This window comes from Aeromonas crassostreae (genome assembly GCF_054052445.1).
The window spans coordinates 297,148-313,651 of record NZ_JBSTYM010000001.1; the positions used below are offsets into that span (position 1 = coordinate 297,148).

Sequence of the window (16,504 nt, forward strand, 5' to 3'; positions counted from 1 at the left end):
GATATGTGCTCGGCCAGTGTATCAGCGCGCCGGGGTGGCCTCTGGGCCCTTGATGGCAGGGGCGTCTATTCCCTCTCGCGATCAGGCGTGGCGGGCACCGCCGAGGCGGCCAGCAGCGGATCCAGGGCCGCGAGATCGAGGCGCACGAAGATGAGCTCGCGGCCGGTGACCAGGGTCAGGGGCAGCCCCAGCCCCTTGAGCAGCCCCAGCATGGGCCTGTTCTGGGCCAGCACCTCGGCGGTCCACTCGCCAATCCCCTCGCCCCGGGCCAGGATGGCCAGGGCCAGCAGCAGCCGTCGCCCGGCCCCCTTGTGCTGAAAGTGGTCGGCGACGATGCAGGAGAACTCGGCCCGATCCGGGTGCAGGCGGCGCCGAACCGACTGGGCCTGGGCCAACGGCTCTCCCCCGGCGTCGCACAGCAGCAAGGAGATCTGCCGCTCCCTGGGGTAGTCGAGAAAGACGCTCACCTGCTCCGGAGTCGGGGGCTGTTTGGCTCGCATGAATCTGAGATAGACGCTCTGCTGGCTCAGCCCGGCGAATGCCTGCACGATGCGCGTCTCATCCTCCGGCCCCAGCTCGTGCAGGGTACAGCGCTCCCCCGCCAGCACCATGGTGAGGGGCAGATCGGCACGGCGCCGGGCCGGCCGCCAGCCGGCCAGGCCACGGCGAAGGCGTGCCTCGTCCCGAGGCCAACAGAGATAACGCGCCATCTACCAGCGCCCCGCCGCGCCCAGCAGGCGCCAACGCTCCTCATCCTGCAGGTTGAGGCTGTCATCCAGGTAGATGGCGATCCCCAGATCCCGCACCCGCCCCATGAAGCGGTCGAGCAGGGAGTCCGCCGGGGCGCTCGCCCACTCCTGGGCGAGCCGTTGCCCCAGCAGCAGGTGCTGGAACGGCAGACGCTCGATCAGATCGAACGGCAGGTGCTCGCCATTGTCGAGCAGCAGGGCCAGCTTGACTCCCGCCAGGCTCGCATGCAGCACCAGGGCAAACGGCGCCTGGGCCGTGAGCAGGGCATCCCGGCGTTGAACCACCAGAGTCAGATCCTCGGGAGCGCGCCCCACCTCCTCGAGCCAGCCCTTTAGCTCGGACCACTCCTGGGTGAGCCCGGCCAGGGGGAGCCAGTGTCCGCCCCCGGCCGGAGGATTGGACTGCAGGCTCAGGGTGCCCAGGCTCGCCCCCTGCCAGTTGCGTATGGTGCGACGCAGGCCATGGAGGCGGCGCTGATGCTGGGGGCCCAGGTAGATCACCTTGAGCTGGCGCAGCAGCTCCTCCTCCTGCAGCGGCTTGGCGAGGGCGGCGAGCACGTTGAAACCGGCATCGTGCAGCAGGCGGCGGCTGCCGTCGATCAGGGTCTGCTCATGGGCGGAGAGCAGGATGAGGGGCAGCCGCTGGTATTGGGGGTTGGCGAGCAGCAGGCTGATGGCGTCCTGCTCCGCCAGGCTGAGGTCGCTCAACAGCAGGCCGGTGTTGCCCTGGGCCAAGGCCTGCAGGCAGGCCGTCCCATCCTGCACCCAGCGACACGGCAGGCCGAGGGCCCGGATCTGCTGCTGGAGCTGGGCCCCCTGAAAGGGGTGATCCTCGAGCAGCAGGATCTCAAGGCCGGCCAGCCAGTCACACCACTGCCGGTGGCGCAGCGCCAGGGCCTCCTGCCAGGGTTCGTCGAGCCGATACACCCCCTCCCCCTGCGACATGGCGGCCAGGTAGTCCGCCCCCTGGTGGGCGGCGGGATCGAACAGGGCGATGGCCCCGCTGGCAAACAGCCCGGCCCACTGCCAGCTGGCATCGGGCCGGGCGCGCCACAGCTGGACATGGCTCGGCAGGCCGCTTGCCCTGGCGTGGTGATAGGCCTGGTTATCCAGGGCATAGAGGGTCACGGCATGAAAGCCGGAGCCCTCCTCGGCCGGGGACTCCAGCAGAGCCATCAGCTCTTCCTCTGTGATGATCATTGTCTCTGTCTCTCGGTCAAGCGGCGCGCCGTCTCATCCAGTGCCAGGCGCAGCAAGGGGATCAAGGGGGGGGCAGGCTCCTTGTGCCAATCGTCCATCGCCTGCAACAGGGGGGCAGCCGCCACCATTTTCGCCGCGCCCCGCATCTTGTGCAAATGGCCGTTGATCTGGCTGCTATCGCCCCTGGCCAGCGCCTGGGCCAAGGCCTCGATGTCCCGGCTCGTGCTCTCCACATAGAGGGCGATCAGGGCATCGCTCAAGGCGGGCATGGCCCAGGGGGCAGGCGCCATCTGCGCCGCCAAGGGGGGCTGGCCCTCGTCCGGGCGGGAGCCTGCCCGCCGGATCCGGCGCAGCAAAGCGGCGAGATCCACCAGCCGCAGCGGTTTCTCAAAGCGGCCATCGCAGCCGCAGGATGCCAGGCGCCGGGCCGCCTGCTCGCTCACATCGGCGGTGATGACATAGACGGGCAGCGCGCGATAGCTGGGGTTGCCCTTCAACTGCTGGCAGAGCTCGGCCCCGTCCATCACCGGCATCTGCAGATCGGTCAGCACCAGATCCACCTCCTGCTCGGCCAGCACCGCCAGCGCCTGCTGCCCCTGGCTGGCGCACCAGACCCGGGCGCCGAGCTGGCCGAGCTGCATCCGCAGCAGGGCCCGGTTCATGTCATGGTCTTCGACCAGCAAGACCCGCAGCCCTTCGCCCGCCTGCTGCAAGCGACCCTGACCATCGATGCTGCTCTCCCCTTGCAACAGGCTCACCAGGGTGCCGGGCACCCAGCTCTTGCCCTGCCAGAGCCAGCTCAGCAACCCCTGTTCATCCTGCTGCTGGGCCAGACAAGGCACCCCGTCCCCGGGGGCGGCCAAGGTCAGGTTGAGCCGCCCTAGCCAGGGTTGCAGCCGTGCCAGCTCGGCCTCGGGCAAGCGGGTCGTCAGAGTCGTGGCCGGCAGCACCCTGACCGAGTCCGGGATGGAGGGCCCGAGGGGCAAGGTGGCGATGAAGCGGCTTCCCCCGCCGAGATTGGGGCTCACGGTGATGGTGCCCCCCATCTGCTCGATCAGCTGGCGGCAGATGGCCAGCCCCAGCCCTGTGCCCTGGGCCCTCAGTTGACCGCTCACCTCCCCCTGCTCGAACGGGGCAAACAACCGGGGCATCAGCTCCTGGGCTATCCCGGGCCCCTGGTCATCGACGCCGATGCGCAGCCTCTCCTCGCCCTCGTCCGCGTACCGATCCGCCCAGAGGCAGACGCTGCCACGACGGCTGAACTTGATGGCGTTGGAGAGCAGGTTGTGCAGCACCTGCCCCAACCTGTGGGGATCGAGCTCGAGCTGGGCCGGCAGCGAGGCACAGAGATCCAGCCGCAACTGCAGGCCCTTGTTGCGAGCCTTGGGCCAGTGCACGGCGGCGACCCGCTCGCACAAGAGCACCAGATCCGTGGGCTGGGGAGTCAGGCTCAGCTTGCCGCTCTCGTTGCGACTGAAATCGAGCACGTCATTGAGCAGCCCCAGCAGCTCGTCCCCCGCCTGGCGCACGCTGGTCACGGCCCCCTGCTGCTCGTCGCTGAGGGGGGTGGCGGCGAGCCACTCCAGCCAGCCGAGGATGGCATTCATGGGGGTGCGGATCTCGTGGCTGATGGCGGCCAGGAAGCGCCCCTTGGCCTGCATCGCCTGCTCGGCCCTGGCGTGGGAGCGCTGCAGCGCCTGCTCCTGCTCCACCTGCATGGTGGCATCCAGCACCACTCCATAGACGCGCCATACCCCCTCAACCCTCTCATCGAGCCGCCGCCCGCGGCCGTGGAACTGCAACCAGCGCAGTCCCAGGGTCGGATGCCGGTAGCGCAGGGCGTGGGAGACCGGCTCCCCCGCCGCCAGCAGCCGGGGCATGCGCACCTGCAAGCGGCGCCGGTCGCGGTCATAGAGGGCGGCCAGGGCCTTGAGGGGGTCGCGGCGCAGCCGGTTGCTCGACACCCCGAGCAGGGCGAAGCTGCCCCGGCTGACAAATTCCATCTCCCCCAGGCTGCCGCCGCGCAACACGAACTGCACCACCATGCCCGGCACCGTATTGGTGAGGGCCCGCAGCCGCCGCTCCGCCTGGCGGGAGAAGCGTTCGCGCTCGCGCAGTGAGCTGATGTCGGAGAGAGCGATCAGCTCCCCCGCCGGTCCCCGCTGATCCAGGCGCAGCGGGATCTGGGCATAGGAGAAGACCCGCTCTCCCAGGGTCAGCTCCCCTTCGGTGGCCCCTATCTCGGCGGGCGGCAGGGCGATGGGGCCGGGGTAGCGCGCCTCCAGCCGCTTGCCGCGCTTGTTGCGTTTGATGATGTCGCCGTTGCCATCGCGCAGGAAGACGGGGACCGGCAGGGCCTGGAACAGGGATTCACGAAAACGGCTCTCGATGGCCAGGGCCTGCTCGGCGGCGAGGCGCTGCGCCATCTCCTGGAAGAGCTGCTGGCGGGAGCGCCAGATCAGGGTGATGACGGCGGCGCTGATCAGCAAGGCCAACAGCACGGAACCGAACAGCACCCAATAGCTGACGCCGCTCTGCTGGGTGAGGACGAGCCGATGCCAGCGCTGGGTCAGCTCCGTCATCTGTTCGTTGTTGAGGGTCATCAGGCCCTGATCCAGCACGTTGGCCAGCAGCTGGTGCTGCCGATTGATGGCAAACCCCAGGGCAAATCTGTCGTGCAGCTCGGTCACGTTGAGCCCGGCCAGCTGATTGCTGCGCAGGGGATATTGCAACTGATAGAGCTCGCTGAGCAGCCAGTCCGCCTTGCCGCCGCGCAGCTCGGCCAACCCCTGATCCACATCCCTGACCCGGACCCAGGCCGCGTTGCCGTAGCCGGACAACATGTCCGGATCGTACAGACTGGTGGGCACCAGCACCCGCTCCCCCCTGAGCTCGCCGAGCCGCACTATCTTGCGATCCTTGGGGGAGACGAGGGCGAAGCGGTTCTCGGCGATGGTGCGGCTGAAGGCGAACTCCTGGCCCAGGCGAGGAGACTCCAGCAGGCCCGCCATCATGTCCACCTCCCCGTGCCTGAGCTTGGCCAGGGCCTCCTCCCGACTGGCGGCCACCACTATGTCAAAGCGCAGCCCCGTCTGCTGGCCGACCCAGCGCAACACGTCGCCGCTCCAGCCGGTCAGCTGGCCCTGCTCGTCGACGCCGCTGTAGGGCATGAGATCCGGGTTGACCGCCAGGCGTACCCGGCTGCCCCGCCCCGCCAGCCAGGCCTGCTCCTCGTCGGTGAAATAGACGGGGTTGATGGTCTGCTTGCCATCGGCCAGGTAGCGTTCCAGATCCTGATAGAGGGCCCCCGGGGTCAGGTAGCGGATGGCGGTGTCGATCAGCCGCTTGAGCTCGGGTCTGTCCCCCATCATCAGGCGATAGCCTATCACCCAGTCATCGTTGCGCAGCCGATGCAGCCGCAGCCCCTCCGCCGGGTTTTGCCGCATCAGGTAGCGCAGTTGCAGGTAGTCGCCGAGATAGGCACTGCCCTCGCCCGCCTTGAGCGCCTCGAACCAGCGGCCGGGATCGGCGAGGGGCTGCTGCCTGGCCTTGGGATAGAGCCGGGAGAGGCGCGCCGACTGCTGCCACAGGGGCGAGGTGAGGAAGACGGCGTCATTGAGCTTGCCGCGGTAGAGGATGGCGGACTCGGACTCCAGAATGGGACGGCTGTAGAGCCGCCCGAGCGCCGCGACCGGAGTGGGGCCTATGTGGGGCACCAGATCGCAGCGTCCCGATTGCAGTCCCTCCCCGACCGCCTGCCAGTTCGGCAGCCGCAGCGTGACCAGGGGCACCGGCAGCGTGCCGGCCAGCCGGTCAAGCTGCTCCATCAGAAAGCCGCCCTTCTCCTCCAGATAGGGAAGTCGCACCAGCGCCGGATAGCAGAAGGTAAGCTTGTCGAGGGACGCCACATAATGGAGGGTCGAGGGGGGCAGCGGCAGCACCATGGCCTGGGCCGTGCCGGCCAGCAGCCAGAAGCTGAGGGGAAGCAGACGTCTCATGGCATAGCAAAAGCCAGGCGGGTGCCTGGCTTTTCGTGACTCATTTCAAGACTCATTGGGTTCGACCGTCTCGACCCTGGCCTTGAGTTTCTGGCCGGGTCGGAAGGTGACCACCCGACGGGCGCTGATGGGAATATCCTCGCCCGTCTTGGGGTTGCGACCTGGACGCTGATTCTTCTCGCGAAGATCGAAATTACCGAAGCCCGAGATCTTGACCTGTTCGCCGCGTTCCAGCGCTTGTCGGATCTCCTCAAAGAAGGCTTCCACCAACTCTTTGGCTTCACGCTTGCTCATCCCGAGCTGGGTGAACAGGTGCTCTGCAATATCGGCTTTGGTAAGCGCCATAGATCAATCCCTCAAGGATGCATTCAACTCTTCACCGAGGGCCCGCACGACGTTGTCCACGGTCTCGGCAATCTCTTTCTCCTCCAGGGTGCGCTGGGTGTCTTGCAACGTGAGACTGATGGCCAGGCTCTTCTTGTCCTCTGCCATACCAGCGCCCTGGTACACGTCAAACAAGTTTATTCCAACTAACTGATTTCCGCCAACTTTTTTAATTACTGCCAGCACATCACCGGCCAGAATCTGACGGTCTACCACCAAGGCGATATCGCGGCGGTTGGCCGGGAAGCGGGAGATTTCGGCAGCAAGTGGCACCTTGGCCGGCACCAGTTTGTTGAGCTCCAGCTCGAACAGCACGGCGCGGGTCTTGAGGCCCAGTTTCTTTTCCAGGTTCGGGTGGATCACGCCGATGTGGCCGATGGGCTCGCCATTGCGCAGCACCAGGGCGGTCTGACCCGGATGCAGGGCGCTGTGTTCGCCCCGCTCGAAGCTGAAGCTGGCCCCTTCGGCGGTGAGATCCAGCACGGCTTCCAGATCCCCCTTCAGATCGAAGAAGTCGGCGCCCCGGCTCTTGACGTCCCAGTGCTCGTCGCTCTGATTGCCGGTGATGATGCCGGCCAGCATGGGCTCCTGGCGGATGCCGTTCTCGGCGTGCTCGTCCTTGATGAAACGCAGCCCCTGCTCGAACAGGCGCACCCTTGGCTGCTGGCGGTTCTGGTTGTACACCACGGCCTGGATGAGGCCGGTGAACAGGGAGACCCGCATGGCCGACATCTCCACCGAGATGGGGTTCGGCAGCACGATGGCATCGCTCTGGGGGAACAGGGTCTGCTGGGTCTTGGGATCGACGAAGCTGTAGGTGATCGCCTCCTGGAAGCCGCGGGCAACCAGCAGATCACGCACCCGCTTGATGGTCACCTGGCCTTCGGCCTGCTCCACCATGGCCAGCGACGCGACGGGTTTGAGGTTGGGGATGTTGTTGTAGCCGTAGATGCGGGCCACTTCCTCGATGAGGTCTTCCTCGATGGCGATATCGAAACGCCAGGAGGGGGCCAGCGCGCTCCAGCCGTCGGCCTGGCTGGTCACCTGCATGCCGAGGCGGGTCAGGATCTCGACCACCTGCTCATCGGCGATCTGGATGCCGATCACCTTGTCCAGCTTGGCACGGCGCAGGGTGATGGGGCTTGCCTTGGGCAGATGGGCATCGGATTTGACTTCGATCACCGGGCCCGCTTCACCGCCACAAATGTCCAGCAGCAGACGGGTGGCGCGGTCCATCACCTTGTGTTGCAGCTCGGGGTCAACCCCGCGCTCGAAACGGTGGGACGAGTCGGTGTGCAGGCCGTAGGCACGGGCGCGACCTGTGATGGAGAGCGGCGCGAAGAAGGCGCATTCCAGCAGGATGTCGGTGGTGGTCTCACTGACGCCGGTGCGATCGCCGCCGAAGATGCCGGCCATGCAGGCAGGGCCTTTGCCATCGGCAATCACTAGCGTGTTGTCTTTGAGCTTCACCTCGTTGCCATCGAGCAGGGTCATGGGCTCGTCGGCGCAGGCGCGGCGCACCACCAGTTCCCCTTCAAGCGTTGCCAAGTCGAAGGCGTGCATCGGCTGGCCATATTCCAGCAGCAGGTAATTGGTGATGTCGACGATGGCGTCGATGGAGCGGATGCCGCCACGGCGCAGCTTCTCCTGCATCCAGAGCGGGCTCTGGGCCTTGAGGTTCAACCCCTTGATGACGCGACCCAGATATCGGGGGCAGTCCGCCGGCGCCTCGACCCGGATCGGGAAGCTGGCGTCACAGGCGGCAGGGGCCGGAGTCCAGGTCGGCTCGACCACGTCCACGCTGTTGAGCACGCCAATCTCGCGGGCCAGACCGGCGATGCCCAGGCAATCGGCCCGGTTCGGGGTCAGATCCACGTCGATGCTGACGTCATCGAGGTTCAGATATTCGCGAATGTCGGTACCGATGGGGGCGTCCAACGGCAGCTCTATGATGCCATCGGCTTCGACATCGATGCCCAGCTCGCTGAAGGAGCAGAGCATGCCGTGGGACGGCTGGCCGCGCAGCTTGGCCTTCTTGATGGTGAAATCACCCGGCAGGGTCGCCCCGACCTTGGCGACGCAGACCTTGAGGCCGGCGCGGCAGTTCGGCGCGCCGCAGACGATGTCCAGCAGCTCGCTCTCGCCCACGTTGACCTTGGTCACCCGCAGCTTGTCGGCGTCCGGATGCTGGGCACACTCGACCACTTCACCCACGACCACGTTATTGAACTGGCCAGCCACCGCTTCCACGGCGTCCACTTCCAGACCGGCCATGGTGATCTGTTCGGCCAGTGCGTTGTCACTCAACTCGGTGCGGACCCACTCCATCACCCAGGATTTACTGAATTTCATGTTCTCTCGCCCTTACTTGAACTGCTTGAGGAAGCGCAGATCGTTTTCGAAGAAGGCACGCAGGTCATTGACCCCGTAACGCAGCATGGTCAGGCGCTCGACGCCCATGCCAAAGGCAAAGCCGGAATATTTTTCCGGATCGATGCCGCCGGCGCGCAGCACGTTCGGATGCATCATGCCGCAGCCCAGCACTTCCAGCCATTTGCCGTTCTTGCCCATCACATCCACCTCGGCACTCGGCTCGGTGAACGGGAAATAGGAGGGACGGAAACGAATGGTGAGATCTTCCTCGAAGTAGTTGCGCAGGAAGTCGTGCAGTATCCCCTTGAGCTCGGTGAAGCTGGCATGCTCGTCGATCAGCAGGCCTTCGACCTGATGGAACATGGGGGTGTGGGTCATGTCGTAGTCGTTACGATAGACACGGCCAGGGGCGATGACGCGGATCGGCGGCTGCTGCTTCTCCATGGTGCGGATCTGCACCCCAGAGGTATGGGTGCGCAGCACCAGGTCCGGGTTGAAGTAGAAGGTGTCGTGATCGGTGCGCGCCGGATGGTGCGCCGGAATGTTCAAGGCATCGAAGTTGTGAAAGCCATCTTCAATTTCAGGGCCGTGCGCCACCTTGAAGCCCATCTCGCCAAACAGGCGCTCGATGCGCTCTATGGTGCGGGTGACCGGGTGCAGACCGCCATTCTCGATGCGGCGCCCCGGCAGGCTGATGTCGATGGTCTCGGCGGCCAGCTTCTGGTTGAGCTCCTGGGCAGCCAGGTCATCACGACGGGCATTGAGCGCGTCCTGCACCTGCTGTTTGGCCTGGTTGATCACGGCGCCCGCGGCGGGACGCGCCTCAGGGGACAAGGTGCCGAGGGACTTCATCTGCTCGGTAAAAAAGCCTTTCTTACCCAGATATTTGACCCGAATTTCGTCAAGCGTCGCGCCATCGCTGACGCTCTCAATCTCGGCCTTGGCCTGGCCTACCACTTCTTCAAGCTGTTGCATGTCTTCCTCGTCACCACTCCCAACAAGGGAGCCTGTATACGCTAAAAGGGGAAAGAGGAAGATAATACAAAAAAAGCGCAGGTGCTGACCATAGTTATGCCCTGCTTTTCTCCCGCAAAATCATTTTGTTACCCCTCCCCTGCGGTCGATGGGGCCAGAACGACCCCAGCCATTGCCTGTCGATACAAGTTTGTTGGCATACTGCACTCCTCCGCTCACGGTCGTGGCGCCATAAACAGAATCAATAGACGCGATGATTCAAGTAGAGCATCAGACCAAGCCCTCCTTCACTGGTCAGGCATGTGCTCAGACCCTAGCGTCGGTTGGCAACAGCAGTCTTACCCGAACAGAGAAGCAGAGAAGCAGAGAAGCAGAGAAGCAGAGAAGCCTGCACCATGATTTGCGTGACACCAACAAAAAAGGAGGCCTGAGCCTCCTTTTCGTTTCATAACAGAACCGGATTAAACCAGTGCTGCTTTAGCCTTTTCAACCAGGGCGGTGAAAGCCAGTTTGTCGTGAACGGCGATATCGGACAGGATCTTGCGATCGATCTCGATAGAAGCTTTCTTCAGGCCGTTGATCAGACGGCTGTAGGACAGACCGTTCTGACGGGCTGCCGCGTTGATACGGGCAATCCACAGTTGACGGAACTGACGCTTCTTCTGGCGACGGTCACGGTAGGCATACTGACCAGCTTTGGTTACCGCTTGTACCGCTACGCGGTAGACACGGGAACGGGCGCCGTAGTAACCCTTGGCGGCTTTCATTACTTTCTTGTGACGAGCGCGAGCGGTCACACCACGTTTAACTCTTGGCATTTTTCACATCCCCCTTATGCGTACGGCAGACAGGCAACAACACGTTTGTGGTCAGCAGCAGAGACCATGAACTTCGGTCCCAGCTTGCGCTTACGCTTGCTGCTCTTCTTGGTCAGGATGTGACGCAGGTGGTTATGCTTGCACTTGAAGCGGCCGGAGCCAGTCTTCTTGAAGCGCTTCGCAGCACCCCGGTTGGTTTTCATCTTCGGCATTTTATACTCCGCATTGTGAGTGACAACAAAATCGCAAGGCGAACCGACTCATGGGACTAACCCATGAGTCAATTTCTTGTGGGCCTTAAGATTTCTTCTTAGGTGCGAGAACCATCACAGCTTGACGGCCTTCGACTTTCGGGAACGACTCGACTACGGCCAGCTCTTCCAGATCGTTCTTGACGCGCTCCAGAACCTTGATACCAAGATCCTGGTGGGCCATTTCACGACCACGGAAGCGCAGGGTGACCTTCGCCTTGTCCCCGTCTTCCAGAAAGCGAACCAGGTTGCGTAGTTTTACCTGATAGTCGCCTTCGTCTGTACCAGGACGGAATTTGATTTCCTTGACCTGGACAACTTTCTGCTTCTTCTTCTGTTCTTTGGTTGTTTTGCTCTTTTCGTAGAGGAATTTGCCGTAATCCATGATTCGGCAAACGGGCGGTTCAGCGTTAGGGCTGATCTCGACCAGATCCACTCCAGCTTCAACGGCTAAGTTCAATGCATCTTGGATACCAACGACACCCAAAGGCTCGCCATCTATACCAGTCAAACGAACTTCTTTCAGACGAATCTCGGTATTGATCCGGTGAGCGCGGGCTTGCGGTTGCTTGCCCAGTTTTTTTCCGCCTTTTATAGCTTATTCCTCCACTTTCTTTTGTCCGCGGGTCTGAACTTCCTGGCTCAGCAGAGCAATCAGCTCGTCTACAGGATAAGTGCCCAGGTCAGCCCCTTTACGAGTCCGTACTGCAATCTTGCCGGCTTCAACTTCTTTGTCGCCGCAGACCAGCATGAAAGGTACTCGTTTCAAAGTATGCTCGCGGATTTTAAAGCCAATCTTCTCATTTCTCAAGTCCGCTTTTGCGCGAAGGCCCGCATCATTCAATGCTTTGGCCACTTTCACCGCATAATCGGCCTGATTATCCGTGATATTCATCACCACGGCCTGAGTCGGTGCCAACCAGGTCGGGAACAGTCCGGCGTACTCTTCGGTCAGGATGCCGATAAAGCGCTCGATGGAACCCAGGATGGCGCGATGTATCATCACGGGAACGTGACGTTCGTTGTCTTCGCCGACATAAGTGGCGCCAAGACGGCCCGGCAGGGCGAAATCGAGCTGCACTGTACCACACTGCCAGGCGCGATCCAGGCAATCGTGCAGGGTAAATTCGATCTTGGGTCCGTAGAAGGCCCCCTCACCCGGCTGCAGATCGTACTTCAGGCCGTTCACCTCGAGGGCTTCGGCCAGGGCGGCCTCGGCGCGATCCCAGGCTTCATCGGAGCCGATGCGCTGCTCGGGACGGGTGGAGAGTTTGACCACGATATTCTCGAAGCCAAAGGTGCCGTAGACGTCATAGACCATACGGATACAGGCGGACACCTCTTCCATCACCTGCGCTTCGCTACAGAAGATGTGGGCATCATCCTGGGTAAATCCGCGCACCCGCATCAGGCCGTGCAGGGAACCTGACGGCTCGTTGCGGTGGCAGGAGCCAAACTCGGCCATGCGCAGGGGCAGATCGCGGTAGGACTTCAGACCCTGGTTGAAGATCTGGACGTGGCCCGGGCAGTTCATCGGTTTGATGGCGTACTCGCGGTTCTCGGACTGGGTGGTGAACATGCCTTGCGCATATTTGTCCCAGTGGCCGGAGCGCTCCCACAGGACGCGATCCATCATGGAGGGGCCTTTCACCTCCTGATAGTCATACTCCCGCAGTTTGGTGCGCATGAAGCTTTCCAACTCGCGGAAGATGGTCCAGCCGTCGTTGTGCCAGAACACCATGCCGGGGGCCTCTTCCTGCATGTGATAGAGGTCGAGCTGCTTGCCAATCTTGCGGTGGTCGCGTTTGGCGGCCTCTTCCAGACGTTGCAGATAGGCCTTGAGTTGTTTCTTGTCGGCCCAGGCGGTGCCGTAGATGCGCTGCAGCATCTTGTTGTTGGAATCGCCACGCCAGTAGGCGCCGGACATCTTCTGCAGCTTGAAATGGTGGCAGTGACGCATGTTGGGCACGTGGGGGCCCCGGCACATGTCGATATACTCTTCGTGATGATAGAGACCGGGCTGATCATCACGGGCAATATTCTGATCCAGGATCTCGACCTTGTAGGTCTCGCCGCGAGCGGCGAACACGTCACGCGCCTCCTGCCAGGAGACTCTCTTCTTGATGACGTCGTAATCCTTGCCTGCCAGCTCCAGCATGCGCGCTTCGAGCGCCGCCATGTCTTCTTCTGTCAGGGTATGGTCAAGGTCCACATCATAATAGAAACCATTATCGATGACGGGGCCGATGGCCATCTTGGTCTGGGGCCAGAGCTGCTTGATGGCATGACCCAGCAGGTGAGCACAGGAGTGACGCAGGATCTCCAGACCTTCTTCGTCTTTGGCGGTGATGATGGAGAGCTGCGCATCGGCTTCGATCAGCTCGCAGGCATCCACCAGTTCACCGTTTACCCGGCCGGCAATGCACGCCTTGGCGAGACCTGGACCTATGTCCGCGGCCACGTCCATGACGGAAACGGCGTGGGCAAATTGACGTTGACTGCCGTCAGGCAGAGTAATGATTGGCATTGTGTGTTTCCTTATACAGTGGTGCCCCCTACCAAAGGGCACATGTAATAGTAAAAATTCCTTCAGATTCAAGCTCATCTCCCTGGTGTTTCACCGTAAACCAAACGGTTGGTACACAGAGAGATACCCAGGCTGTCGTGGGCCTCATGCTATCGCCTAACAGGATCCACCGGGGATTGTATCAGACGTGACAACTCAGACAAGTTACCCTGCCGATTTTGCATGGCGGCCCTGCCCTGGCGCGGCGGCACATGCGCCGTCATCCGCCACCCGGTGCCCGCATGCGATGGCAGTGCACCTGGCAGGCAATCCCTTGGCGCCCTCCCCCCCTGCCTGTGCTAGCTTTCCAGATAGGAACAGGCCCGAGAAGGAGAGAGCGATGTACACCTATGACGTATCGTTTGTGGAGCACGCGGAGAAGATCATTCACCCGGATCACCTGCTGACGACACACTGCCCGGTCCATCTCGGGGAGCTGGTGATCCTGAGCGATGGCAGCAAGCGGGAGGTCTGCAGCATAGTGCACAGTGCCGATCGCAGCACCCTCTATGTCACCGAGGTGACCCCGGGCAAGGTCAGCGCCAGTCGCTGAGCCCCTAACCGGCACTCAGGAAGGCGTGAGCGTCGAAGTCGAAGGTGCCGCGCCCCTCCTCGGCCAGCGCCAGCTCCTGCAATACCGTGAGTGCCAGCTTGTTGCCCTGCTGGGCAGCCTGATAGAGCCACTGCTTGGCCCCGGCCATGTCGACTCGACCGTTGGCCCCCACCAGATGCAGCACCCCTACCTTGAGCATGGCGGGTATGTCGCCGTTTTGGGCAGCCTGCTCCATCCAGCGAAATGCCTCGTGCAAATCCCGCGTCACCCCGCGGCCACGCAGATAGAGCTCACCCAGTCGATATTGGCCAAAGGCATCCCCCGCCTGCGCCGCCTGACGATAGAGGTTGATGGCGCGATCCATATCCTGCTCGCTCCCCTGCCCCAGCTCGTGGCTCCAGCCCATCAGCGCCTGGGCGCGGGGAACCCCCTGCTCGGCCAGGGGTTGCCAAATGCTGACGGCCTGTTCGATCTGGCCCACCCGCCAGGCCCGCTGACCCTGTGCCAGGGCCTGCTCGGTGGAGAGCGGGAGCAGGCGCCAGGCGACCAGGGCAATGACGGCGATAAACAGCCAGCGGTAAATGGTGGGACTCATGATGATGTCCGTGATCCGGTTCGCATTTTGTCTATGTAAACGAAATGTAGCGACAGTTCAAGCAAGAGATCCCGTTCTTTGGCCGAGTGAAATAAGGGGAGACTGGCGGACTTGATGTTTGCCACCACCCCTTGCAAAATAACTGTACATATAAACAGTGGCTTGTGTGATGAAATGGCAGGACGAGGCAGCCCCCACAATGTCGATCACCGCTTCAGCGGCCCGCAGATCCTGGCCGTCGACGATGGCTGGCCGCAAACAGCGCAGCCCGAGTTCGAGCTCCCGGCGCCCCAGACCCAGGTGCGCGAGATCCAGGCCAGGAGCATCATCAGCCACAATCTCTCGCCGGACGTCCCCTTCAGCCGTTCCATCAACCCCTATCAGGGGTGCGAGCATGGCTGCATCTACTGTTATGCCAGACCCAGCCACGCCTATCTGGAGCTCTCTCCAGGACTGGATTTCGAGACCAGGCTGTTTGCCAAGATCAACGCCGCCGAACTGTTGCGGCGGGAATTTGCCAAGCCGGGCTATCAGCCGCAGACCATAGTACTCGGGGCCAATACCGATCCCTACCAGCCCATAGAGCACCACTACCGCCTCACCCGCGAGCTGCTGGAGGTGATGCTGGCCCACCGCCATCCGGTGGGACTCATCACCAAGAGCGCCATGATATTGCGCGACCTCGACCTGCTGCAGGCCCTGGCCGAGCGAGGACTGTGCCGCATCATGATCTCGGTGACCACCCTGGACGAGACCCTCAGGCGCCGGCTCGAGCCCAGGGCCAGCACGGGACAGGGACGTCTGGCGGTGATCGACAAGCTGGCCCGGGCCGGTAGCCCGGTCGGCGTGCTGGCGGCCCCCATGATCCCCCGGCTCAACGAGTCCGAGCTCGAGCAGATCATTGGCGCCGCCGCCCTTCGAGGTGCCAGCCAGGCTGGTTACATATTGCTGCGCCTGCCCCATGAACTGGCCCCCCTCTTCTGCGACTGGCTGGACAGACACTACCCGCAGAAGAAGCAGGCCATCCTGAGCCAGCTGCGCGCCAGCCGGGAGGGGGCGCTCAACAGCCCGCAGTTCGGGGATCGCATGCGGGGCAGCGGCCCGCTTGCCGATCTGCTGGCCCAGCGCTTTCGGCTGATCTGCAAGCGCCTGGGACTGGCGCAGCGGCCGCCGCCTCTGGACATCACGGCTTTTCTCCGGCCCCATCAGCAGTTCGAACTGTTTTGAGCGAAGCCCCCTCCTCCATGACCTGCACACGCCCCTCGGCTCGGCAGACGCGATCGCCCCGATAGCACCACAAAAGCGCGAGATGGATCATCGCGGCTTAGCCCGTCTCCGCCGGAAGCACCGGGTATGGGCGGGAACGAGTGCGGCCCTGGAGAGATAAAAGCCGTGCCGACGCATATCCCACCGCTGCAGGGTAAGTGCCACAGATCATGGGACACAGGGGTTATGAGCCAACCCTGGCGGCGCCTGCCAACGCAGAGTCAATCTGCCACTGTCAGGCACGGCGTCATCACAGGAAACAAGGGGGTTCGGGGGTTCGGGGGTTCGGGGGTTCAGGGGTTCGGAGTTCGGAGTTCGGGATTATGCCCCGGTGGCGTCGCGGGATGGATGGCCTGCGCCTTGCCAGTTGTCTCCCTGGCAGGCAGTCCTGCCGGCCGCCGCTGTGCCTGACTTGTCCCCTGGCAGGAACATTCCCTGGTCATGGGCGGGAGCGTGTATCGACGCTGCCCGCAGTGCACTGCCCCGAGCAGAACTGCTCAGGTGGAGGGGCCGCCCTTGAGCAGCTCGACCGGGATCCGGGATGGCTCGAATGCCACCAGATCTTCCTCCTGCTCGGGTCCCGCCTCGTTCCCGAACCACTTCGACCACCAGAGTTGTAACATCGCTGACTCCTCGACATGACACGACACCGGTTGATGTCCAGCGCAGCTTAAGGGGACGCCATGACAGCCTGATGACAGCCAGACACGCAAAAAGGGCATCTGCCGATGCCCCATAAAGAAGAGCGCCCAGAGGCGCTCTTCTTGCGAGAAATG

General features: G+C 63.0%; 14 protein-coding genes. 2 read left to right on the forward strand and 12 right to left on the reverse strand.

The annotated features are described in order from the left end of the window. Positions 1–65: 65 nt before the first annotated feature. From ACW5W4_RS01320 to thrS, 10 genes are all read right to left on the reverse strand, one after another. Positions 66–710, reverse strand: coding sequence for a GNAT family N-acetyltransferase (locus ACW5W4_RS01320; protein ID WP_456688146.1), 645 nt, complete (start codon positions 708–710; stop codon positions 66–68). Beyond that, on the reverse strand, positions 711–1,949 hold the full coding sequence (locus ACW5W4_RS01325) for a response regulator (protein WP_456688147.1): 1,239 nt from the start codon (positions 1,947–1,949) through the stop codon (positions 711–713). It abuts the gene before it with no gap. After that, positions 1,946–5,947, reverse strand: a complete 4,002-nt coding sequence (locus ACW5W4_RS01330) for an ATP-binding protein (protein ID WP_456688148.1) — start codon at positions 5,945–5,947, stop codon at positions 1,946–1,948. The genes ACW5W4_RS01325 and ACW5W4_RS01330 overlap by 4 nt, the downstream gene beginning before the upstream one ends. 45 nt (positions 5,948–5,992) lie before the next feature. After that, positions 5,993–6,292, reverse strand: coding sequence for an integration host factor subunit alpha (gene ihfA / locus ACW5W4_RS01335; RefSeq protein ID WP_427261764.1), 300 nt, complete (start codon positions 6,290–6,292; stop codon positions 5,993–5,995). 3 nt (positions 6,293–6,295) lie between these two features. After that, positions 6,296–8,683 carry a phenylalanine--tRNA ligase subunit beta gene (gene pheT / locus ACW5W4_RS01340; RefSeq protein ID WP_456688149.1) on the reverse strand — a complete coding sequence of 796 codons (2,388 nt, stop codon included), beginning with the start codon at positions 8,681–8,683 and terminating at the stop codon, positions 6,296–6,298. A gap of 12 nt (positions 8,684–8,695) precedes the next feature. Next, positions 8,696–9,679 (reverse strand): phenylalanine--tRNA ligase subunit alpha, encoded by a 984-nt coding sequence (pheS, locus tag ACW5W4_RS01345; protein WP_456688150.1) that lies wholly within the window; start codon positions 9,677–9,679, stop codon positions 8,696–8,698. 461 nt (positions 9,680–10,140) lie between these two features. Beyond that, complete coding sequence (gene rplT / locus ACW5W4_RS01350; protein WP_005300683.1) at positions 10,141–10,497, reverse strand: 50S ribosomal protein L20; 357 nt, start codon at positions 10,495–10,497, stop codon at positions 10,141–10,143. Between the two features lie 14 nt (positions 10,498–10,511). After that, on the reverse strand, positions 10,512–10,709 hold the full coding sequence (rpmI, locus tag ACW5W4_RS01355) for a 50S ribosomal protein L35 (RefSeq protein WP_005315535.1): 198 nt from the start codon (positions 10,707–10,709) through the stop codon (positions 10,512–10,514). A gap of 85 nt (positions 10,710–10,794) precedes the next feature. After that, positions 10,795–11,343 (reverse strand): translation initiation factor IF-3, encoded by a 549-nt coding sequence (infC, locus tag ACW5W4_RS01360; protein ID WP_041992478.1) that lies wholly within the window; start codon positions 11,341–11,343, stop codon positions 10,795–10,797. Between the two features lie 3 nt (positions 11,344–11,346). Further along, entirely contained in the window at positions 11,347–13,275 is a 1,929-nt protein-coding gene (thrS, locus tag ACW5W4_RS01365) for a threonine--tRNA ligase (protein WP_456688151.1), read from the reverse strand. 379 nt (positions 13,276–13,654) lie between these two features. On the opposite strand from thrS, the gene ACW5W4_RS01370 reads away from it, so the two are divergent. Beyond that, the gene (locus tag ACW5W4_RS01370; protein WP_408793388.1) at positions 13,655–13,867 is read left to right on the forward strand and encodes a hypothetical protein; all 213 of its coding nucleotides are present in this window, start codon (positions 13,655–13,657) and stop codon (positions 13,865–13,867) included. A gap of 4 nt (positions 13,868–13,871) precedes the next feature. Here the strand turns inward: ACW5W4_RS01370 and ACW5W4_RS01375 are convergent, their stop codons facing one another. Continuing rightward, positions 13,872–14,462, reverse strand: coding sequence for a tetratricopeptide repeat protein (locus ACW5W4_RS01375; RefSeq protein WP_456688152.1), 591 nt, complete (start codon positions 14,460–14,462; stop codon positions 13,872–13,874). Between the two features lie 174 nt (positions 14,463–14,636). On the opposite strand from ACW5W4_RS01375, the gene ACW5W4_RS01380 reads away from it, so the two are divergent. After that, a complete protein-coding gene (locus ACW5W4_RS01380) occupies positions 14,637–15,689 on the forward strand; it encodes a PA0069 family radical SAM protein (RefSeq protein ID WP_456688153.1) in 1,053 nt (350 codons plus the stop codon). A 536-nt stretch (positions 15,690–16,225) separates the two neighbouring features. On the opposite strand, the gene ACW5W4_RS01385 is transcribed toward ACW5W4_RS01380, so the two are convergent. Continuing rightward, a complete protein-coding gene (locus ACW5W4_RS01385) occupies positions 16,226–16,351 on the reverse strand; it encodes a hypothetical protein (RefSeq protein ID WP_408793391.1) in 126 nt (41 codons plus the stop codon). Between the last annotated feature and the right edge of the window lie 153 nt (positions 16,352–16,504).